The sequence below is a fragment of the Sediminibacillus terrae genome (assembly GCF_009602435.1).
Taxonomy (GTDB): domain Bacteria; phylum Bacillota; class Bacilli; order Bacillales; family Amphibacillaceae; genus Sediminibacillus; species Sediminibacillus terrae.
The window spans coordinates 370,970-391,088 of the sequence record NZ_VZDQ01000024.1 but is presented as its reverse complement, the minus strand read 5'-3'; the positions used below and the strand labels follow the sequence as shown (position 1 = coordinate 391,088).

At 45.8% G+C, this 20,119-nt stretch carries 18 protein-coding genes and 2 pseudogenes; 13 read left to right on the top strand and 7 right to left on the bottom strand.

All coding sequences use genetic code 11. The annotated features are described in order from the left end of the window. Positions 1-29: 29 nt before the first annotated feature. Positions 30-2,387, bottom strand: coding sequence for an immune inhibitor A domain-containing protein (locus F6X55_RS13025; RefSeq protein ID WP_153463868.1), 2,358 nt, complete (start codon positions 2,385-2,387; stop codon positions 30-32). 277 nt (positions 2,388-2,664) lie between these two features. On the opposite strand from F6X55_RS13025, the gene F6X55_RS13020 reads away from it, so the two are divergent. The 7 genes from F6X55_RS13020 (at position 2,665) to F6X55_RS12990 (ending at position 11,725) form a co-directional block, all read left to right on the top strand. Next, positions 2,665-3,198 carry a hypothetical protein gene (locus tag F6X55_RS13020; RefSeq protein ID WP_153463865.1) on the top strand — a complete coding sequence of 178 codons (534 nt, stop codon included), beginning with the start codon at positions 2,665-2,667 and terminating at the stop codon, positions 3,196-3,198. A 136-nt stretch (positions 3,199-3,334) separates the two neighbouring features. Further along, positions 3,335-5,041: an ABC transporter ATP-binding protein gene (locus F6X55_RS13015; RefSeq protein ID WP_026568786.1), complete on the top strand. Its 1,707-nt coding sequence runs from the start codon at positions 3,335-3,337 to the stop codon at positions 5,039-5,041. Between the two features lie 623 nt (positions 5,042-5,664). Then, positions 5,665-5,994: a MerR family transcriptional regulator gene (locus F6X55_RS13010; protein WP_026568785.1), complete on the top strand. Its 330-nt coding sequence runs from the start codon at positions 5,665-5,667 to the stop codon at positions 5,992-5,994. Positions 5,995-6,095: 101 nt separating this feature from the next. Continuing rightward, positions 6,096-7,763: a PucR family transcriptional regulator gene (locus tag F6X55_RS13005; protein ID WP_153463862.1), complete on the top strand. Its 1,668-nt coding sequence runs from the start codon at positions 6,096-6,098 to the stop codon at positions 7,761-7,763. Positions 7,764-8,103: 340 nt separating this feature from the next. Then, complete coding sequence (locus F6X55_RS13000) at positions 8,104-9,273, top strand: M24 family metallopeptidase (RefSeq protein ID WP_051382175.1); 1,170 nt, start codon at positions 8,104-8,106, stop codon at positions 9,271-9,273. 29 nt (positions 9,274-9,302) lie between these two features. Beyond that, positions 9,303-10,502, top strand: a complete 1,200-nt coding sequence (locus F6X55_RS12995; RefSeq protein ID WP_153463859.1) for a cystathionine gamma-synthase family protein — start codon at positions 9,303-9,305, stop codon at positions 10,500-10,502. A gap of 17 nt (positions 10,503-10,519) precedes the next feature. Continuing rightward, positions 10,520-11,725 (top strand): M20 metallopeptidase family protein, encoded by a 1,206-nt coding sequence (locus tag F6X55_RS12990; RefSeq protein WP_153463856.1) that lies wholly within the window; start codon positions 10,520-10,522, stop codon positions 11,723-11,725. Between the two features lie 208 nt (positions 11,726-11,933). Here F6X55_RS12990 and F6X55_RS20090 read toward each other — a convergent pair whose 3' ends face one another. Together F6X55_RS20090 and F6X55_RS12985 are read right to left on the bottom strand one after the other, a co-directional pair. After that, entirely contained in the window at positions 11,934-12,071 is a 138-nt protein-coding gene (locus tag F6X55_RS20090; RefSeq protein ID WP_162832893.1) for a hypothetical protein, read from the bottom strand. Next, a complete protein-coding gene (locus F6X55_RS12985; RefSeq protein ID WP_035426385.1) occupies positions 12,064-12,279 on the bottom strand; it encodes a Fur-regulated basic protein FbpA in 216 nt (71 codons plus the stop codon). The genes F6X55_RS20090 and F6X55_RS12985 overlap by 8 nt, the downstream gene beginning before the upstream one ends. A gap of 201 nt (positions 12,280-12,480) precedes the next feature. Here F6X55_RS12985 and F6X55_RS12980 point away from each other — a divergent pair. Together F6X55_RS12980 and F6X55_RS12975 are read left to right on the top strand one after the other, a co-directional pair. Beyond that, a pseudogene (locus F6X55_RS12980) lies at positions 12,481-13,859 on the top strand (MATE family efflux transporter). Next, a complete protein-coding gene (locus F6X55_RS12975; RefSeq protein WP_153463854.1) occupies positions 13,849-14,466 on the top strand; it encodes a flavin reductase family protein in 618 nt (205 codons plus the stop codon). The pseudogene F6X55_RS12980 and the gene F6X55_RS12975 overlap by 11 nt, the downstream one beginning before the upstream one ends. 93 nt (positions 14,467-14,559) lie before the next feature. Here the strand turns inward: F6X55_RS12975 and F6X55_RS12970 are convergent, their stop codons facing one another. Beyond that, the gene (locus tag F6X55_RS12970; protein ID WP_153463851.1) at positions 14,560-15,303 is read right to left on the bottom strand and encodes a MerR family transcriptional regulator; all 744 of its coding nucleotides are present in this window, start codon (positions 15,301-15,303) and stop codon (positions 14,560-14,562) included. Positions 15,304-15,548: 245 nt separating this feature from the next. Beyond that, positions 15,549-15,659: pseudogene (locus F6X55_RS20085) on the bottom strand (IS1595 family transposase); the annotation flags it as partial. Between the two features lie 167 nt (positions 15,660-15,826). Between F6X55_RS20085 and F6X55_RS12965 the strand changes: the two are divergent. Continuing rightward, on the top strand, positions 15,827-16,279 hold the full coding sequence (locus F6X55_RS12965; RefSeq protein WP_026568778.1) for an NUDIX hydrolase: 453 nt from the start codon (positions 15,827-15,829) through the stop codon (positions 16,277-16,279). A gap of 143 nt (positions 16,280-16,422) precedes the next feature. Here F6X55_RS12965 and F6X55_RS12960 read toward each other — a convergent pair whose 3' ends face one another. Both F6X55_RS12960 and F6X55_RS12955 read right to left on the bottom strand, forming a co-directional pair. Beyond that, complete coding sequence (locus F6X55_RS12960; RefSeq protein WP_153463848.1) at positions 16,423-16,824, bottom strand: type II toxin-antitoxin system death-on-curing family toxin; 402 nt, start codon at positions 16,822-16,824, stop codon at positions 16,423-16,425. After that, entirely contained in the window at positions 16,821-17,072 is a 252-nt protein-coding gene (locus tag F6X55_RS12955; protein ID WP_026568776.1) for an AbrB/MazE/SpoVT family DNA-binding domain-containing protein, read from the bottom strand. Before F6X55_RS12955 ends, F6X55_RS12960 begins: the two co-directional genes overlap by 4 nt. Before the next feature lie 319 nt (positions 17,073-17,391). Between F6X55_RS12955 and F6X55_RS12950 the strand changes: the two genes are divergently transcribed. The 3 genes from F6X55_RS12950 to F6X55_RS12940 are packed head-to-tail and all read left to right on the top strand — an operon-like array spanning position 17,392 to position 20,085. Further along, a complete protein-coding gene (locus tag F6X55_RS12950; RefSeq protein WP_026568775.1) occupies positions 17,392-18,144 on the top strand; it encodes a threonine/serine exporter family protein in 753 nt (250 codons plus the stop codon). 18 nt (positions 18,145-18,162) lie between these two features. Beyond that, positions 18,163-18,603, top strand: coding sequence for a threonine/serine exporter family protein (locus F6X55_RS12945; protein WP_153463846.1), 441 nt, complete (start codon positions 18,163-18,165; stop codon positions 18,601-18,603). A gap of 33 nt (positions 18,604-18,636) precedes the next feature. Then, a complete protein-coding gene (locus tag F6X55_RS12940; RefSeq protein ID WP_153463843.1) occupies positions 18,637-20,085 on the top strand; it encodes a glycoside hydrolase family 1 protein in 1,449 nt (482 codons plus the stop codon). Positions 20,086-20,119: the final 34 nt, after the last annotated feature.

The window sequence follows — 20,119 nt, the reverse complement described above, 5'->3', positions numbered from 1 at the left end:
GCCGGCTCGGCAGCCGGCTTTTCTATTCATTACTTGTAGATCAACACGTTTCCTACTGTTCCGTCATCACTTTCTCCTATAATGCGGAATTTCAGGCCTTCTGTAGGTACAATGCGTCCTGCATCAGGCAATTCTGGATTGCTGTAATCCACACTGTCATCGAACAATGGTCGGCGTTTCGTATGGTTGTCTGTCAACGTGACGCCGAGTGTTTCGGTATAATCAAGGAACATTTTGCTTGATTTGTGCAGGCTGAATGCGGCGTCGTTCAATTGATAGCGTGTATCGGCCACTGTGCCGTCACTCCAATAATTCGTGTGCTGGTCGGCGTCGACTACACCAAGGAATCCTTCGCCGGGATGTATGCCGGTCCAGTTTTCGCTATAGGAATTATCGACATACCATACCATCAGTCCTTCATCGAAGCTCATCAAGCTTGCACCTCGGCGGATATGGGCCAATCCTTCATCCACTCCGTTGTGGGATCTCCACTCGAGCAGATAATAATTTTCTGAATAGAACTTTCCTTCATCCTTCACGAATCCATCGAATGCAAAAGGAGAGTCACTTTCCGCATCGTCTTCAACGACAGCAGTTCCATCTGCAGTAACCGTTATGTCATCCACGTAGAGACCAGGCTGTGCCACTGCAACGTCTGTCCAGTAGTTCAATTCCAGTTCCACTTCCTGTCCGGCATAGCTGGACAAATCAAAGCTGGCGTCCACCCATCCATCGGAATTTCCGGTAATACCGTGTCCAGGGTTTTGTCCGTTTGGATCTTCGGTGGTGGTAAGATTTCCTTCAATCGATTCACCGTTCACTTTTACAGAAGCGTAATCCCAATCAGTTTCAATGTTATACCATGCTTTGAAGTTCAGTTCCGCACTGGATGCCCCTGTTAAGTCGACAGTCAGAGACATGGAATTATTCAAATTGTTGCCGCTGCCGCTGAAATACTCATATTGGCCGCTGAAAGGCTGGTTCACTTCGGTTTCCTTATCGGGAAGATTGATTCTTACGGCATCGTTGTTCGTCCCTTTTGTAACTCCTTCATCGAGCAGGATGCTTGTCCCATTGCTGGTGATATCATCCGCATTCAAGGTCGTTCCGCTCAGCCAGTTCCCGCCATGTTCTGCTTGTAAGTATTCTTTTGCATAAGGACTGAAACCACTAGGTTCCGTACCTGGCACGTCACCTGCCCAGCTGCCGCTCGACATGATCGACCAGTAAGAAACAGGTTCTCCTGCTCCGGTATATTGGGTATCATATTCATCCGGCAAACCAAGATCATGGCCGTATTCGTGTGCGAATACGCCTGCAGCTCCATCTTCTGGTTCGATGGTATAATCATAGGCTGCCAGTTGTCCGCCAAAACGAGGGCTGTCCGAGCTTGCGCCAGGTACGGCGACCAGGTTGCCAAGATTCCAGCGATGCGACCAGATAGCATCGGCTCCCAGGTTGCCTCCGCCAGCCTCTTCACCGACACCGGCATGGATGACCATCAAATGGTCGATAATTCCGTCTGGTTCATCGTAGACGCCGTCTCCGTCATAGTCATCGCGATCCCATTGATCGTACTCTGACAAATCAACGTTAGGATCTTCCGCAGCCTTGCTCAATGCTTCGTACACCAATTCACGTGGACGTGCATCACTGCCATCTGGAGTCGGGTAGTTTCCGCCATAGTAAGCTGCTTCATGATCGGCTGTGTACCAGCCGGCGACCGTTCCGTCCACGGTATAACTTCCGCCGGACTGCTGTTCATAATATTGCTTCATGGACACGAGGTTTTCTCCGTTTGGTCCTTCATAGCCATTTTCTCCAAAAATCATGTCTTGGAAGTGATCATGGGTATAATTTTCATAGAACATATCTGTTTCATCTTCCGTGATCGAACTTTTTTCATAATCCGGAAAATCGATGGCCAGAACCAATACTTTGTCTTCCCGGACAGAGCCGTCATACGATTCTTCGTCGACACTGCCGACTTTATTCTTCTTGGCTATGCCGAGTTTGTTTCCTTTTCCATTCGTCAATGCGTTATTGCTTTTATTTTCATTCAAGATATCCTTCTTGTTTACTTCCTGATCAGGAGTTTCCTCTTTAGGAGCACCTTTTGCTTTAGCCTTCAAGTAACGGTTAAGAACTTCCTGGGCCTCTTCAGCTGTTGCATCCGCAGCAATTTTCCCCTCTTCTTTCAACATCTCGATCAGCTTTTCATCGTTGGCTATTCCCAGATCTGTCGGCGAGCCGACTTGAGCCGTGGGAATCTTGGTACTCAATGTTTCTGCTTGTGCTTTTTGGACCGGTGACAAAGCCCCTGCGGTCAAGGTGCCTAAACCCAGAGCCACCGCCATAGCAGTTGAAACTATTTTTTGTTTGTTCAAAAAACTTCCCTCCCCTGAATTTTCTGAATATTTACATAGTATAAAATACCATATAATTCTAATAGATTGCTATATATAACCGTATGATTTCAAGAAAATGGTAGTATCTACCCGGAATGCCGGGACGGGAATGGGTAAATGGTAGTGTGTTCTTTCATAGAAAGGCAGCAGTTTTGAAAAAATAGGAGATATAGGAGGTTCTCTCGATGTGAAGGATAAAAATTCCGTGATATGGTTGTAGTAGAAAAACTATTTCGATAAGCTATTTTTATAGAGTATGTTAGAAAGGGTCTTTCATGCCTCGGATATGGAGAATCAATCAAACCGCGGGAAACCAAAGGCAGAGTCGGCAGCAATGACGGAAACGGGGGAAGATATTCCGCTGCCAGTGCAAGTGGATAAGGAACAACTTACCAAAGAAAACCATTTCGGACGAAGCACAGCTGACAAAAAGGTTGACATAGAAAACAACGTTGTATCCATCAATAACGAACCAGGAATGGCGATACACAGCGCTCACCAATCCATTGACAATCTGCGGAACGGGGATATTGGTGTGAAAGGGTTGGCAGATGAAAAGGCCGAGGGAGAGTTTGTAACATCTATCGTCCGTAAGGAAATACACACCATCAGAGGATTTGGGTACGCGGAAGATGATATGACCGGAGCATTGGAGCTTCTCGATAGATACGAAGAAAGCGATGAGGCATCAGAAAAAGAAGAGGTCCTCCAAGAGCTTGATGCTATTTTCTATAAGTTAGATAGAAAACATAATGCGTGGGACAATCATAACCAAACAGTTTTACCATAATGGTGAAGGCAAGGGATGGATCCCGGCCTTTTCCTGAAAAAGATTTTGCTTCTTTTGTTACTATATCTTCCTTGCCTAAAGCCCTGTAAAAGCATATAATCCGTATAGACTTGTCGAATTAAAGGAAGTGCTATACGTGATTTCTCGTTTTTTCTCTTATTATCTACCACACCGAAGGTTATTTATCATAGATTTCACCTGTGCCATTATTGTGGCCTTGTTGGAGCTGGCATTTCCGCTGGCAGTCCAAAGGTTCGTCGATAAATTGCTCCCGACCCATAATTGGAATGCCATTGCCTGGGTCAGCTTCGGGTTGTTTGCGTTATATGTGTTAAGTACCTTTTTGCAATATATTGTCAATTACTGGGGACACAAGCTGGGCATCAATATCGAAACCGATATGCGGCGCCAGCTGTTTCAGCATGTGCAAAAGCAATCGTTCCGTTTTTTCGACAATACCAAAACAGGCCATATCATGAGCCGTGTCACCAATGACTTATTCGATATCGGGGAGCTTGCCCATCACGGTCCCGAAGATCTGTTTATTTCGATCATGACATTCACGGGCGCCTTTATCATCATGTTTACGGTCAATATGAAGCTGGCTGTCATCATTTTGATCATTGTTCCGTTCTTGGTCTGGCTGATTTCCTACTGCAATTTTAAAATGAACGATGCCTGGAGAAAGATGTACAAGGAAATCGCGGAGGTCAATGCCAGGGTTGAGGACAGTGTTTCCGGTGTGCGGGTCGTCCAATCCTTTACCAATGAGGATTATGAAATCAGCCGGTTTCAAAAGGATAATCAAAACTTCCGGAAGGCGAAGCTGCGTTCCTATAAAGTGATGTCCTACGGAACGTCCGGAATTTACATGATGACCAGATTTATCACGCTGATTGTTCTGGTCGTCGGCGCTTGGCTCAGTTTTACCGGGGAACTATCCTATGGTCAGCTGGTGGGATTCGTCCTGTACGTCAATGTATTGTTCAAGCCGATTGATAAAGTGAGCGCGCTGATGGAGCTCTATCCGAAGGGAATGGCGGGCTTCAAACGGTTTATCGATTTAATCGATACCATACCTGAGGTGCAAGACAAGCCGGATGCGAAAAGAATCAGTGGATTGAAAGGGAATATCCGATTTGAGGATGTTTCTTTCAGCTATGAGCATTCCAAGCAAGTTTTGACTCATATCGATTTAGCAATTCCGGCGGGGCAAACAGTGGCTTTTGTCGGTCCTTCCGGAGCGGGTAAAACAACGATATGTTCATTGATTCCAAGATTTTACGATGTGGATGAGGGAAGAATCACCGTGGATGACATGGATATCCGGGAACTGCGCAAACAATCGCTGCGTGACCAGATCGGCATCGTTCAACAGGATGTGTTTTTGTTTACCGGCACCTTAAAAGAAAACATCGCTTATGGCAAGCTTGATGCCAGTGACGAGGAAATCGAAGAGGCGGCACGAAAAGCCCATTTGCAGACTTTTATCGAATCCTTGCCGTTGGGTTATGAAACACCTGTTGGGGAGAGAGGCTTAAAGCTATCCGGAGGACAGAAACAGCGGATAGCAATCGCCAGAATGTTTTTGAAAAATCCTCCGATTTTAATATTGGATGAGGCAACTTCTGCTTTGGATACGGAAACAGAGCTGATCATCCAGCAGGCGTTGAATGAACTTGCTGAAGATAGAACGACGTTGATCATTGCGCACCGCCTGGCAACGATCCGCAATGCCGACCGGATTGTCGTCGTCACGGAAAATGGAATCGAAGAAGAAGGAACCCATCAGGAGTTGATGGACAAAGGCGGCGTGTTTGCCGGTCTGAACAAGCATGGTTGAATAGTAGAATGGAAGAGGCAGGGACAAATGGATCGTGGTCAAAACTAATTCGCCCGGTTTTTGAGTTATAAAAAGTAAACCGTTCTAACCTTCCCTTTTAAAAAGAGCAACGCCCACTCCGGCAAGGTACTTCCGCTTTCCGCGGGCGCGGCTTCAGCTCGCGCTCATCCCGCAGGAGTCTGCGTACCTTGCCTTCGTTCATGTAGAATTACTCGCAAACCAGCTATGCATCCACTCTTTATAATGGTTTATAAATCTAAAGATGTAGAGAGAGGGGGTATATTATGAAGCAAACCATTATTTGGCTGGTCGTAGCTGTTATACTTTTCATTATATGGTTTTTAATGAAATAGAATATTATATAATTAACTATTGAAACTCGGTCCTCTAATCGCAAAGGTCCGAGTTTTTTGCATGAAATCTGGAAGTACAGTCTTGCAAGTAACATGAAATTATACTCCGACATCCTAATAGATAAGAAAAAATGCCGGCCTTCATGTCAAGTTTATTCACATATCCGTTTTCTATTGTCAGATTATCTTACATAAACATAGGAATGCTTTTGACAGCCATGTATAATCAGGAATAAGATGTTGACGAATCTAACTAGCGGTGGTGAGTAAATGGAACAGGACACATCTTATAAGGAAAGAAAAGTAATCACCATAGGCGTTGTCAGCGAACTGACCGGTTTGTCTGAAAGGCAGATTCGCTACTATGAAGAACGGAAACTGATATTTCCTGAACGCACCCATCGCGGGAATAGAAAGTATTCCTTTACGGATGTGGAGCAGTTGATCGATATTGCAAACAAGCGGGAAGAGGGCGTCCAAACTTTTGAAATCAGGCAGGAGATGTTAAAAGAAAAACGGAAGGAGGAGGACAAAAAAATCCGCAAAGAACTGATGCGCGGTCAAATCAATGCCCGCTTCGGCGTGCAAAAAGATGGCTGAGGGAATTGCCAGAATCAAACCGTCATAATAGAATCATTATTAACAGAATATTTTAATAACAGGTTCATTTTTTGATTGATTCTTTAAGGCGGGGTGATTCGATGGGTTTGACAGCGAATGACATTGTCCACTTGCCGGTGATGGAAACCTCGGCAGTAAAAACGGGGAAAGAATTGCTTGATGGGAAGCAAGTCGAATGGGTCTCGGTGATTGAAGGCCCGGTGGAGAATTTTGTCCGTAAAAATGAATTTGTCTTAAGCACCGGCATTGGGTGTGAGGAACACCCGGAAAGGCTCGAGCAATTTGTACTCGACGTTATCAAATCCGGCGCTTCTCTATTGGGAATTGCCACGGGGCGCTATGTATTCAATATACCAGACAGGATTATTTCTCTTGCTGCGGAACACCAGTTTATCATCGTGGAAATGCCATGGGAAGTCCGCTTCGGAGATATCCTGCAAAGTGTATTGCAGGAAATCAACAAGGATAAACAAGGACAAAGAAACCAGGCGGAAGAAGTTCGTAAGCAGCTTATCAGCAGTGTCCTGCACGACAAAGGGCTGACTGATATAACGGATCTTGTGTATCGGCATATCCAAATGCCGGTTGCCGTCCAAAACGAGGCTGGTGATATCCGCTGTCACTCTTGTTTCGATGAGGCGGAAGCTGCGTTGTTTGAAATCGGTGTTTCCAATCAGCAAAGCCGTTTTCCTGCCTCGAACGGTATCGTTGATGACCATCCACTTTATCACTATATGGAGCCGGGTTTTCTTCAGGGCCGCCCTTGCTACCGCCTTTCCATCCAGAACAATCATAAAATTCAAGGGTATCTTTTGTTCCAGCCCGAAACAGGCCAACCTTTAACCTGGTTCCTGATGAATGTGCTCGAACATGCTCTTACTGCTTTTGCCCTGCATTTCGCCAAAGAAAATGCGGTGGAAATGGCAGAGATCCGTTTAAAGGATACCTATGTGCTCGATTTGGTCAAAAGCGAGCAGCCAACAGGGTCCCAGTCTGCAAAAGCGGGTCTGCTTGGTTACGACTTATCCCTTCCATACACTTGTCTCGTCGGAAAAATATCCTACAAAAACCAAGTCGATTTCCGGAATGACAATCCGGACAACTCTTCGCTCCAAAGCCTCAATTTCAATCTGCAAAAAGAGATCACCAATGCGGGTGCCGTATTGAACAGAAGGACGATGGCGACCTTTGAGGACGGGGAAGTGATCATTTACCTGGAGGACAGTGAAAACCTGTATTATAAAGCGGCCAATCAATTTCTCGACATTGTGGAAAGACGATTGTATGCTTTCTTGCCGATTCTTGCCATTTCCTGGGGAGCAGGTAAACATGACAACGGGATTGCTTGTTTTAAAGAGAGCTATCAGGAGGCAAAAACGGCGCTGGAAATCGGGAGAAAACAACATGGACCTGGTGGCAGGACTTTTTTTGAAGATACGAAAATCAACCGTTTGTTAATGAATTTTGCAGGCGATGAAGCGATCGTGGAAATAGTCAGCCAAACCGTTTCCCCATTAATCGAATACGATAAAAAACGAAAGACCGATTTAATCCGGACTTTTCTCGCTTACAATCAGCATAAGGGCAATGTCAGTCAGACCGCCCGTTCTTTGAACCTACACAGGCAGTCCTTGCTGCACCGCCTGCGCAATATCGAATCCCTGACACAACTTTCGCTTGTTGATCCGGATGATTTGTTCCTGCTGGAGCTGAGTGTACGGCTTTGGATGATGCAAAAAATAGAGTGAACAATGCCTTCCAGGATGGAAGGTTTTTTCATGGGTTAAAAGGGCATTTTGAAATATCATCTCTGTCTCGGGTCAAAGGAATCCACAGTGAAGGAAGAGAAACGGGAAAAAATCCCTTCATCGAGGCGATAAAAACTCAAAATGAAAAGGAAAAAACTTATTTGATCGGAAGGTCTGCCGCTCTTCCAAAAAGTTGTATAACGTCCTGTTCCCCAACATCATACATCCTGCATATCGCAGTCGGCCTCTCCAATGAATTATCATAATAGTGAGAAAATTAATAACTGAAGGAGGGGTGGGATTGCTTCCCTTTGATATTTTGGAGTACCAGAAACGACTGATGGAGACGAAGCAGCAAATGGAAGCACAGGGTATCGAGGTGCTGCTCATTACCGATCCGGCCAATATGAATTACTTATCCGGTTACGATGCCTGGTCATTTTACGTTCACCAAATGGTTGTGATTATACTGGACCAGCCCCAGCCGTTATGGATCGGAAGGCATATGGATGCAGCCGGAGCCAAATCAGGAACATGGCTTTATGATGAAAATGTCATTGACTACCCGGATTATTACGTTCATTCCACCACACATCATCCCATGGCCTTCATTGCGGATATACTGAAACAAATCGGGCAGGGCAACCGCCGCATCGGGGTGGAAATGGATAACTATTATTTTACTGCCAAGGCGTTTTCCCAGCTGGTGAGGCATTTACCGGATGCAGTTTTCCAAGACGCAGACTTGCTGGTCAATCATATCCGGCTGATTAAGTCGGATCAGGAAATCGAATATATGCGCCGTGCGGGAAAAATTGTGGAACAGGCGATGACCAAAGGGATTACAACGGTTAAACCTGGTGGCAGGCAGTGCGACACTGCTGCCGAACTTTATTACCATATGGTAGCAGGTACCGAGCAGTATGGCGGTGATTATCCGGCTATCGTGCCATTTCTTCCGACAGGTGAAAATACGGCCGTCCCTCATCTGACCTGGTCGGATGATCGCTTTCAGGAGGGAGAGACGGTCAGCATAGAAATAGCTGGCTGCTATAAACGATACCACGTACCGTTGGCGAGGACGGTTGCCATTGGTAAGCCAAACGAAAAAATCCTTACAACCGCATCCTATGTGACAGAAGGCCTGAGTGAAGTTCTGCAAAGAATAGCTCCAGGCATGACGTGCGAAGAAGTAAACGGGATATGGAAGCAATCGATACAGCGGCATGGCATCGTGAAAGAAGCAAGGCTCGGTTATTCGGTCGGATTGAACTATCCGCCGGACTGGGGAGAGCATACGGCGAGTCTTCGCAGTGGCGACAAGACGATTTTACAGCCTAATATGACGTTTCATCTGATACCTGCACTGTGGTTGGAACATTTCGGGATAGAAATAAGCGAAACCATCCGGATCACCGAAACCGGCTGTGAGACGTTTACCAACTATCCAAGGGAAGTGATCATACGGGATTCCGTGTTTCTCAATCCTTCAGACGGTAAAATCAGTTAAACTTTAAATCAAAAAAAGGAGGAGTCGTGATGACAGATATCAGGAAAGGGACACAGGCGATATGGGCAGGGGAAAAGGAATCGCTGGCTTTTGGTGCAACGCAAGTTCCTGTCGTTCATAGTGTATCGTTTGGTTACGATGATATGGATGAATGGTACGAGGTGGCGGTTGGCAACAAGCCGGGACATATATACGGCAGGAACACGAATCCGACCGTCCAAGCATTCGAGGAAAAAATCCGCTGTCTGGAAAATGCAGAAGCCGCTACCAGCTTCTCGACCGGCATGGCTGCCATCAGCAATACGTTGGGAACTTTTCTCAGTCCGGGAGACAGAGTTGTGTCCATCAAGGATACGTATGGCGGCACCAATAAAATTTTCACGGAATTCCTTCCCCGTCAGCAAGTCGAGGTGATCCTTTGTGAAACGGGCGACCATGAAGCCATCGAAAAGGAGGTGGCGAAAGGCTGCAAGGTATTGTACTTGGAAACGCCGACCAATCCGACAGTGAAAATAACCGATATTGAAAGAATGGCGACGGCGGGTAAGCAAGCAGGGGCGCTGGTCATTGTTGACAATACGTTCGCCACGCCGATCAACCAGCAGCCGCTGGAGCTTGGAGCGGATTTGGTCATCCATAGTGCGACGAAGTTCCTGGGAGGCCACGCCGATGCACTCGGTGGTGCACTTTGCGGCAGCAAAAAACTTGTCGGCCAAGTGTACCACTATCGGGAAATCAACGGGGCTACGCTCGATCCGATGGCAGCATACCTGCTGCTTCGCGGGATGAAAACGTTGAAGCTGCGCATCGATAGGCAATGTGAAAATGCCATGGCTGTCGCCAAGTATCTGAAAACAAAAGATATTGTAGAGTCTGTTTACTACCCTGGTCTAGAAGACCATCCGGGACATGAAATTGCTTCACGGCAAATGGAACGATACGGGGGAATGCTCAGCTTCGCCGTTAAAGGCGGTGTGGATACCGTACGACACTTGCTGCCAAAATTGAAATACGCCAATCGGGCGGCCAACCTTGGTTCAGTGGAAACGATCGTAGGCCCTTCCAGAACGACTAGTCATGTCGAGTGCACCCCAGAAGAGCGGGCGGCCATGGGGATTCCGGAAGGATTGATCCGCTACTCTGCCGGCATTGAGGATATAGAAGATTTACTGGAAGACCTGGAGCAGGCTTTCCGTTCTATACCCGAAGAGGTATTGGTGAACAGTTGAGGGAGAGGTGGGCAGGAATGCCTGATTATGAGGAGAAACTTAAAGAACGGGCGGCAGGGATAAAGCAGGAACTAATCGAATGGCGGCGTTATTTGCATCAATTTCCGGAACTTAGTTTTCAGGAAGAGAGGACGAGTGCGTTTGTGGCTGCCCGTTTGGAAGAACTGCAAGGAATCGAAATACAAAAAGGAATTGCCGGTTACGGGATTGTGGCCGTATTGAAAAATGGAGCCGGTCCCGTCCTCGCTTTACGTGCTGACATGGATGCATTGCCGATTCAGGAAACAACCGGACTTCCTTTCGCTTCGGCTATTGATGGCGTGATGCATGCATGCGGTCATGACGCACATACGGCAATTTTGCTCGGCGCTGCGCGACTGCTTACGGAAGATTTTCATGCTGGATTGCTTCCCAATGGAACGATCAAATTCCTGTTTCAACCTGCAGAGGAAGATACCGATGACCATGGCTTGACCGGTGCACCTTACTTTCTGGAGGCGGGAGTGCTCGAAGATGTAGAGGGCGCCCTTGCTCTTCATATGTGTCCTTGGCGAAATACAGGGGACCTGCAAGTGAATGCTGGACCGAGCATGGCCAGTGTTGATAACTTTTTCCTGACAATCCAAGGAAATGGCGGGCATGCCGGCTACCCGCACCAGACAATCGACCCGGTGTGGATTGCGACTAGTGTGCTGCAAGGACTATATGGATTGATCAGCCGAAGAATCGATCCGCTCGGAGTTGCCGCCGTTAGTGTAGGAAGTATAAGTGGCGGGACTGCTTTTAATGTCATTCCCGATCAGGTGACGATCAAGGGGACGGTGCGGGCCTATACAGAAAGGATAAGGCGACAGCTTGTCGAGGAGTTGGAGGCCGTTGCCGCTTCTGCACGGCTTTTTGGTGGCTCTTATCAGTTGCATATTGAAAACGGTGAGCCGGCTCTGTCCAATGATGGAAAACTGGTGGAGTTATGGAAGGAAACTGCTCAGACTCTTTTCCCTGATCAAGAAATTTATGAAGCCCCTTATGGCATGGGAGGGGAAGATTTCAGTCACATTGCGAGTGAGTTGCCCAGTGCCATGGCGTTCTTGGGATGCGGATGGAAGGACAAGGAAAACTTTCCTCTTCACAGTCCCAACTTCACCTTGAATGAAGAGGTGCTGCCGCTTGGTGTTGCATTATTAACCGGAGCGACTCACAAATTTTTACAAAGGCAGCTATGAAAAGTGAGGGTCGGGACATAACATACATTCACTTGGAAAAAACATTTATCAGATAGCGGTAGTACTCCGCCTGCTATTTCAGTTCATTTTTCGTTATACGAATAATTACAACAGAAAAACCGAACAAGTTCGAATGCTGGGGGTTTTCGAATGATTGTCCGGTTTTTCTGTTTTGGGTGTGCGCCTTTGTCTTAGTCGTTTTTAATGTTTAGCTGTTCTGGACTCTGCGCAGTAACTCATGCGCTTTATCTCCGGCAAGGGCAGCCAAGTTCTCCCATGTTTCATCCCTTTTCAAATCAAGCTCGACGATCTTTTTTGCTAAGTCCACTGCCTCCTGATCAATCATGGATCGATACTCCTTTTCGCCTGGTATTTTTCTCTGCAGCTTTTCTGGTCAATTGGGAAACAGCTGCAACATCCGCATACTCATCCGCCAGTTCACTGATCGTTTTTTGATAGATGTCCCGGTCATCGATACTGATTAGTCCTTCAACTACCAACTGTTGGATCATTGCCCGCTTTTGTTTGTCGACCGCTTCTCTCAAAAAAGCCATTTCAGCGCTCCTTCGTCGTTAATATATCCTTATTTTAAAAGATGCTGTTCGAACTGACAGCAGTTCGGTGAGAAAACCTTACATGGTTTCTGATCCTCGATAGGTTTTGTGTATTCTTTCCCACTGCCAAGCCATGCTTCATGATTTTCTGTTATCACCGTGATAAGATGAGGAGAAAGACGAGCTAAGGGAGTCTTACTATTGAGCAGACAACAAGATTTTACGGAAGGTAACATAGTGAAACAGATGCTGGCGTTTTCGGCTCCGATCATTTTCACCAACCTGCTGCAGGTTTCGTATCAGTTTACGGACAGTTTGTGGGTGGGAAACTTGCTCGGTGGAAATGCGTTAGGCGCGGTCGCCGTTTCCAGTACGGTCATCTTTACTATCTTATCTTTTATTATCGGAATAAATAATGCCACTCTGACGATTCTGTCCCAGCAAAAAGGAAAAGACAATGAAGAGGGATTGAAGCGTTATCTCAATGCTTTTGTTGTAGTGCTGACGGCCATGGCCATTTTCCTGGGAATCGTAGGTTTCCTTTTCGCCGAGACAATATTGGGTTTGCTCGGCACTCCGGAGGCCATGATGGGAGAAGCAGTCACATACTTGCGGATCAATGCGCTCGGTATCCTTTTCTTATTGGGGTATAACTTCATTGGCACCGTACTGCGAGCGGTTGGAGACAGCCGGACTCCGCTTCGATTCGTCACGATTGCAGTAGTCTTGAATATTTTTTTGGATCCACTGTTGATCAGCGGGTTTGGATTAGGAGTGGATGGGGCTGCTTATGCAACCATTCTGTCCCAGGGAAGCGCTTTTTTATATGGCATTTATTATGTACGTAAGCATCAACTCGTGCCATTCACTGTCCCTAAACTGCCAAAACGGGAAGAAGTACTGTTGATATTGAATCTTGGCGTACCTTCGGGATTGCAGATGTCGGTCATATCTGCTGGAGTGGCGGCGATCATGAGTGTGGTGACATCTCATGGAGAAGCGGTGGTCGCAGGCTTCAGCGCTGCTCAGCGCCTGGACAGTGTCATCATGCTTCCTGCCCAAGCGTTGGAACGGCTGTCAACAGCATGGCCGGACAAAACATCGGCGTACGCAAATGGGACCGGGTTAGCAAAATTACAACATACGGGCTGTTGTATAACTTGGGAATCATGCTTCTGTTGGCCCTGTTGCTGGTGATAATGGCTGAAGTCGCTATCAAATTGTTTATTCAGGAGCCAGGACCGGTGCAATTCGGCAGTCACTATTTACGCATCGTTGCTTTCTTTTATCCTTTTTTGGGAATCAATTTTATCCTGAATGGAACGGTACGTGCAGCAGGGGCCATGTATCAGGTGCTTATCCTGAATATTATCTCTTTCTGGGTGTTGCGTTATCCGCTGACCTACTTATGTTCGGAACTACTAGGGGAAACCGGTATCGCCTTTGGAATGGGTATAAGTTTCGTTATCAGCAGCTTGTTTGCTTTCCTTTATTACCGCTATGGAAAATGGCGGGAGAAAAAACTGTTCCAGAATAAGGAAGACAGTCAAAAGACGAGGGAGAATAGGGATGAAAATTGAGCAATCGCAATTTACAGAACGAGACATGAGCAAGCTGGTCAAGGGAGCGGTAGTTCCACGTCCGATTGCCTGGGTGTCGACAAACAATGAAGAAGGCATCCCCAATTTGGCACCTTTCAGCTTTTTCACCGTGGCTTCCATGGACCCGATCACCCTTTGTTTTTCTGTCGGTGGATCAGGAAGAGTAAAGGACACGCTGGAAAATGTCCGGACTACAAAAGCATTTGTCGTCAACATTGTCAATGAACAGCTTGCCAATCAAATGCATGAAACAAGCAAAGCACATCCTCCTGAAACGGACGAATTCTCGATAACCGGCCTTGCAGCCGTTCCGGGTGAGAAGGTAAGTCCTCCGCGCGTTGTAGTTGCTCCTGTTCAAATGGAATGTGAGCTCGATCGTATCATCGATATCGGAAGCAACAGTCTCGTGCTGGGCAGGCTGGTTTGTTTCCATATCCAGGATGAAGTATATATGGAAAAAGATAAAGTGGATCCGGAAGCATTAAAGGTGATTGGGCGTATGGCGGGTGATTATACGCATATCGATGATTTCTTTGTGCTTCCCGGACGGAAGGGCGCTTCTCGTGATTCACATGAAACAACATGAAGATGCCGTTCACAATGTGAAGAAAAAAACGTAATATGCAAACAGAAAAAAGAAACCCAGGTCCCTTCATGGCACCTGGGTTTTCATTACTGATCATTTGCGGTTGTCGGCAAAAACCGCCATGGCATCCCGCATGAATATGGCAAGGCCCGGTCCGAACCGGTCGATGTTTTTCGTGAACCGCTCATCGTCGACATACATTTGGCCCAGCCCCTTGAAGGCATCGGGCGAATAGCTGCCCATCCTGTTCAACAAATGGAACCAGTCTCCAATAGCAGTCTGTGCTTCATCTGATGCAGGGTCTTGGTGGCGTAAGCCGGCAAGGCACCGGTAAATCTTATTCATTTCTTCACCCAGAGCCTGCTGCTCTTCTTTCGTCATGTTTCCGATTTTTTGCTTCGAGTCATCGACGGCCTTATTTCCCCATCGATCCCGTGCTTCTTGCTCATAAGGGTTTTGGCTGAAATCAAACCCGGCAAACTTTTCTTCATTCGTCATTTCAATCTCTCCTTTTGCTGATTGAATTGTCTGTGCGACCAATGCAATCATGTTATCGAGCCGGCGCCTTTTTTCCAGCAGCATGCTATGCTGGGTCTCCAGGGCTTCTTGGCGGTTGAAGGAAGGGGCGTTTACTATTTCACTGATCCGCTTTAAAGAAAATCCGAGTTCCTTATAAAAGAGAATTTGTTGGAGCTGCTCTAAATCCTTGTCGGAATAGATTCTGTACCCTCCGGAAGATATGTCAGATGGAGGCAGCAATCCGATTTCATCATAATGATGGAGTGTGCGCACACTGATTCCGACTAGATCGGCGACTTGTTTTACTGTCATTCCCATGGCTTAAAACCTCCCTTCCTTTGTAACGATAAGCTATCACGTAACGTGAGAGTCAACCGGTTTTTTATTTTTTTAATCAAAAAGCCATAAAGGGCTTGTTAAGGTAAAAGAAGATTTTTAGAAAGTGGGGTTCCAAAAATATCCACCTGCGGAGTAAAGAAATCCACTGAAATTACAAGACTTAAAGACGATGGGTATATTACAGTACAAAAGCAATTTATTGACCTCTATTACGAGGTCTCTTTTTATGCACTCCGCAACATCTCAACCGTTGTGTAGTTAGACATTTGACACGCTGAAATAGGCATTTGTTCTACTCGTTTATCAAATGCTAAATTCTTTCCTATTTCAAGCCAACCAGTAAGGAATCAAAATTTCACTGCTGTCTTTTTCTTTTTGGCGTCTTTGTGATTGTCTTCACTAAAAGTAACGATGCAATATTAAAGAAAACCAGCTACTGATCCAAGCAGGATTAGTGGCTTTTTATGTGGAAGTAAAGGTAAGCACAAAATCGGAGGAAGTTATGGGATATATTATGGATTTAAGGAAAATAGTGGGTAGTCGCCCTTTAATTATGACTGGTGCCTGTGTAATTCTTGTAAATGAAAATGGTGAGTTATTATTACAACTTCGTAAGGACAATCATTGTTGGGGATTAGCTGGAGGCTCGTTAGAGATTGGAGAAACGTTAGAAGAAGTAGCTAAAAGGGAATTATTTGAAGAGACTGGTTTGACAGCAAATCAATTAATTTTATTCAATGTCTTTTCAGGACAAGATTTTTACTATAAATATCCTCATGGAGATGAAGTATATAATGTGGTGACAGCTTACATATGCAGGGACTATGAGGGAGGATTAAGAAGAGAAGAAAATGAAGTTCAAGAATTAAAGTTTTTTAATTTGACTGAACTTCCTTCTAATATTAGTCCGCCTGATTTACCAATAATAAATGCATATAAACATAAGACTTGCTAATCGTTCATCACGTACCTTTTATGGATTCAGGAAAACTAGGCAAGAATAAGGTTTTTTCTACTGTGCTAATGGAGGTGTTTCTGGAATACAGACTTCCTGTAAAAACTTTAAAAGTCCATTCTCAAATTAAATCGGGAATCGATTTAAAGTCTTTCTGTATGATTTTTAATCGTTGAAACTATTTCTTCAAACGTGAATTTATGATTAACAACATCAACTATGAAATCTTGTTCTTCTTCAATTCCCATCGTCCAAAGATGATGGTTTATTTTCAGGAAAACAATTAATGAAGCTAAAGCCGTTCGTTTATTCGCATTATGAAAAGCGTGGTTTTTTGCAATTGATTCGAAAAGTGCAGCTGCTTTTTCATAAATTGTAGGATAAGCGTCACTACCAAACACTGATTGTTTAGGACGATTTAAAGCTGAGTCAAGTAATTTTGGATCTTTAACTCCAGTTGGCTCAGCAGGGGAATATAGTCGAATTTGAACGGTATTAATAGCGATAACTTGATTTGTCGTTAAATAAATGACTTCACACATCATCTATCTACTAACCCTTTAAATGCCTTGTCATGCTCTTTTATGACGTCATTTAAAACATCCATGAATTCAGCATCAACGCCTTCAGGAAGTGTTATCTGTTCTTTTTTTCTCAACACAATTTTTCCATCTTTAACTTCAACTTGGATATCATCTCCCTGGGCTAAACCAACTTGTTTAAGTAATTCAGTGGGGAGGGTAATGCCAAGACTATTTCCAATCTTAGTAACTTTTCTATCGAATTGTTCCAAAAGATCACATCCTTGTTATAATTGTTATAACTATTATAACACATAAAAGCGTGTTAGAAAAAATATGATAATATGTGAATTGGTAGTTGGCGATGATTATAAAAAGGGGATTATATGGATATAAAAAAACTTCGTTATTTAATTGCTTTGATATCTTATCCAGTAATCATATGAAGCTTTGAGTCTCTCTGATCAGGTACCAGGATGCCGAAAATGACATTCTTTATTCCCGGCTATGGAAAAGCAGTCCGTTGTCATTGTTTTTCGTCAGTATTTGCTCTTATAATACCAATATAAGCTGATTACGGAGAAGATGGATATGGATGTAAAATCAACACCGCCAAGTATTACGAGTGTCTGCCTGCTGGCAGGGAAAATCATGCTGCAAAGCGGGGCAGAAACACACCGCGTCGAGGATACCATGCAGCGGATTGCTGCTTCATTCGGAAAGACTGCCTCTCAAAGCTATGTAACTCCCACAGGCATTATCTTTTCCATAGACGGAACGGACCCGACCAATTTCATGCGGATTTCCGAACGCTCGACGGACTTGCATAAAATAGCCATTGTCAACAGTATATCGCGGCAGGTTACAAACGGCGAGCTTTCCATGGCGGAAGCAAATGATCAGCTGAAACAAACCGATTTGGACAGTTATAGCTTTTCGCTCTTCTTCCAAGTGATTGCAGCGGCACTGGTAAGCGGCTGCTTTGCAATCATGTTTGATGGGAGCTGGCTTGATTTTGTACCGGCGATGTTGGCCGGTGCTGCCGGCTATTTGGCAATGGAAAGATTTCATGATTGGGTGGAAATCCGCTTTTTTGCTGAGTTTCTGGCATCTGTGATTATCGGTCTGTTGTCCCTTCTGTTTATTCACCTCCAGCTTGGCGCTGAAATGGATAAAATAATCATTGGGGCTGTCATGCCGCTGGTACCAGGTTTATTGATCACCAACGCTGTCCGCGATTTGATGGCCGGGCATCTCGTTGCCGGCTTATCCAAAGGTGCAGAGGCGCTGCTGACAGCATGTGCCATCGGTGCTGGGATCGCTGTCGGAATTTCATTTGTTTGATAGAAAGGTTTGGATGGTATGGGAGAACAGCTGATCACCAGCTTTATAGCAGCCGCCGGCTTCGGCGTGCTTTTCAACGCACCCCGCAAAGCATTGATACAATGCGGATTGGTCGGGATGCTTGGCTGGGTACTGTATTATGGATTGGCATCCGAGGGGACCGATGCAGTCCCGGCAACACTAGCAGGTGCATTTTTGGTCGGCGGGTTAAGCAAAGTATGTGCAAAATATTATAAAACACCTGTAATCATTTTCAACGTTTCTGGCATCATTCCGCTGGTACCAGGTGGACTGGCTTATGACGCCATGCGCAATCTCGTGGAGAATGACTATAATGCAGGGGTCCAACTGGCTGCAAAAGCGGGATTGATTTCAGGAGCGATTGCCATTGGGCTTGTGTTTTCTGAAGTAATCAACCAGGTGATAAAAAAAGCAGGCAGGAAACGGAAGGCGAAGTAGAAGGAAATATGATCCGAAAGAGGAGGAAATGAAATGTTACATAAGCAGTTGCAAGCATTTCCAGATGGGTTTTTATGGGGAGCTGCTTCGGCAGCCTATCAAATCGAAGGGGCATGGAACGAAGAAGGTAAATCTCCATCGATATGGGACGAGTTCGTCCGGATACCTGGCAAAACATATAAGGGTACCAATGGTGATGTGGCAGTAGACCATTATCATCGCTGGCGGGAAGATGTCCGATTAATGGCGGAGATGGGCTTGAAATCTTATCGTTTCTCCGTTTCCTGGCCACGGGTCATAAAGGACGGACACGGGGAAGTAAACGAGCAGGGTCTCGATTTTTATGATCAGCTGGTCGATGAACTGCTCAAACACGACATTGAACCGATCGTCACGTTGTATCACTGGGATTTGCCGCAGGCGCTCCAGGATCAATACGGCGGATGGGAATCACGACAGGTGATTGATGACTTCTACCGATACAGTGTCACGTTGTTCAAGCGGCTTGGTGATCGGGTAAAGTATTGGGTCAGTCTCAATGAGCAAAATGTTTTCATCAGTTTGGGTTATCAGCTCGCCTTGCATCCCCCCGGCGTCCAGGATCGGAAGCGGATGTATCAGGCAAACCATCATGCCAGTCTTGCCAATGCCAAGGTGATTTCCGACTTCCATAAATATGTGCCGAACGGCAAGATAGGACCGAGTTTCGCGTACAGCCCTGCCTATGCTTATTCTTCCAAACCGGAGGATGTGTTGGCAGCTGAGAATGCCGAGGAGTTCTTAAGCCACTGGTGGATGGATGTGTACGCTTGGGGGAAATACCCTAAGGCAGCATGGGACTATTTGGAGCGGAACGGATTGGCCCCTGAAATGGAAGACGGCGATTTGGAACTGCTGGCACAAGGAAAGCCCGACTTCATGGGGGTCAATTATTACCGGACGACTACATATGAACACAATCCTCTGGAAGGGGGAGTAGGTTCCGGTGGAATGAACACGTCAGGAAAAAAGGGCACGACACCGGAAACAGGTATTCCTGGATTGTACAAAACCAAGAAAAATCCGAACCTGGAAGCGACCAATTGGGATTGGGAGATCGATCCTGTCGGCCTGCGGATCGGTATGCGCCGGATTACAAGCCGGTACGGACTTCCGATTTTGATAAGCGAAAACGGACTGGGTGAGTTCGATCAATTAGAGGATAATGACGTCATCAAGGATGATTATCGGATAGACTATATAAAAAGTCATTTGCAGCAGTGTCAGCAGGCGATAACGGACGGGGTGGATTTGCTCGGATACTGTGTCTGGTCGTTCACCGATTTGCTGAGCTGGCTGAACGGCTATCAGAAACGGTACGGCTTCGTTTATGTCAATCGCGACGAAGAAGGGGAAAAAGATTTACGACGGATCAGGAAAAACAGCTTTTTCTGGTACCAGCAAGTGATTTCTGAAAATGGTGGCACAATCAATAAGGAATAAAACTGTAAAGGGATCTGAAAAAGGTCCCTTTTCT

Coding starts and splice junctions, on each gene's coding strand:
- F6X55_RS13000 (WP_051382175.1), top strand. CDS start 8,104: ATGGAGACGAAGCAGCAAATGGAAGCACAGGGTATCGAGGTGCTGCTC.
- F6X55_RS12950 (WP_026568775.1), top strand. CDS start 17,392: ATGGATGTAAAATCAACACCGCCAAGTATTACGAGTGTCTGCCTGCTG.
- F6X55_RS12965 (WP_026568778.1), top strand. CDS start 15,827: ATGGGATATATTATGGATTTAAGGAAAATAGTGGGTAGTCGCCCTTTA.
- F6X55_RS13020 (WP_153463865.1), top strand. CDS start 2,665: ATGTTAGAAAGGGTCTTTCATGCCTCGGATATGGAGAATCAATCAAAC.
- F6X55_RS13005 (WP_153463862.1), top strand. CDS start 6,096: ATGGGTTTGACAGCGAATGACATTGTCCACTTGCCGGTGATGGAAACC.
- F6X55_RS12985 (WP_035426385.1), bottom strand. CDS start 12,279: ATGGCTTTTTTGAGAGAAGCGGTCGACAAACAAAAGCGGGCAATGATC.
- F6X55_RS12990 (WP_153463856.1), top strand. CDS start 10,520: ATGCCTGATTATGAGGAGAAACTTAAAGAACGGGCGGCAGGGATAAAG.
- F6X55_RS12975 (WP_153463854.1), top strand. CDS start 13,849: ATGAAAATTGAGCAATCGCAATTTACAGAACGAGACATGAGCAAGCTG.
- F6X55_RS12960 (WP_153463848.1), bottom strand. CDS start 16,824: ATGATGTGTGAAGTCATTTATTTAACGACAAATCAAGTTATCGCTATT.
- F6X55_RS12995 (WP_153463859.1), top strand. CDS start 9,303: ATGACAGATATCAGGAAAGGGACACAGGCGATATGGGCAGGGGAAAAG.
- F6X55_RS13010 (WP_026568785.1), top strand. CDS start 5,665: ATGGAACAGGACACATCTTATAAGGAAAGAAAAGTAATCACCATAGGC.
- F6X55_RS20090 (WP_162832893.1), bottom strand. CDS start 12,071: ATGATTGATCAGGAGGCAGTGGACTTAGCAAAAAAGATCGTCGAGCTT.
- F6X55_RS12940 (WP_153463843.1), top strand. CDS start 18,637: ATGTTACATAAGCAGTTGCAAGCATTTCCAGATGGGTTTTTATGGGGA.
- F6X55_RS12945 (WP_153463846.1), top strand. CDS start 18,163: ATGGGAGAACAGCTGATCACCAGCTTTATAGCAGCCGCCGGCTTCGGC.
- F6X55_RS12970 (WP_153463851.1), bottom strand. CDS start 15,303: ATGGGAATGACAGTAAAACAAGTCGCCGATCTAGTCGGAATCAGTGTG.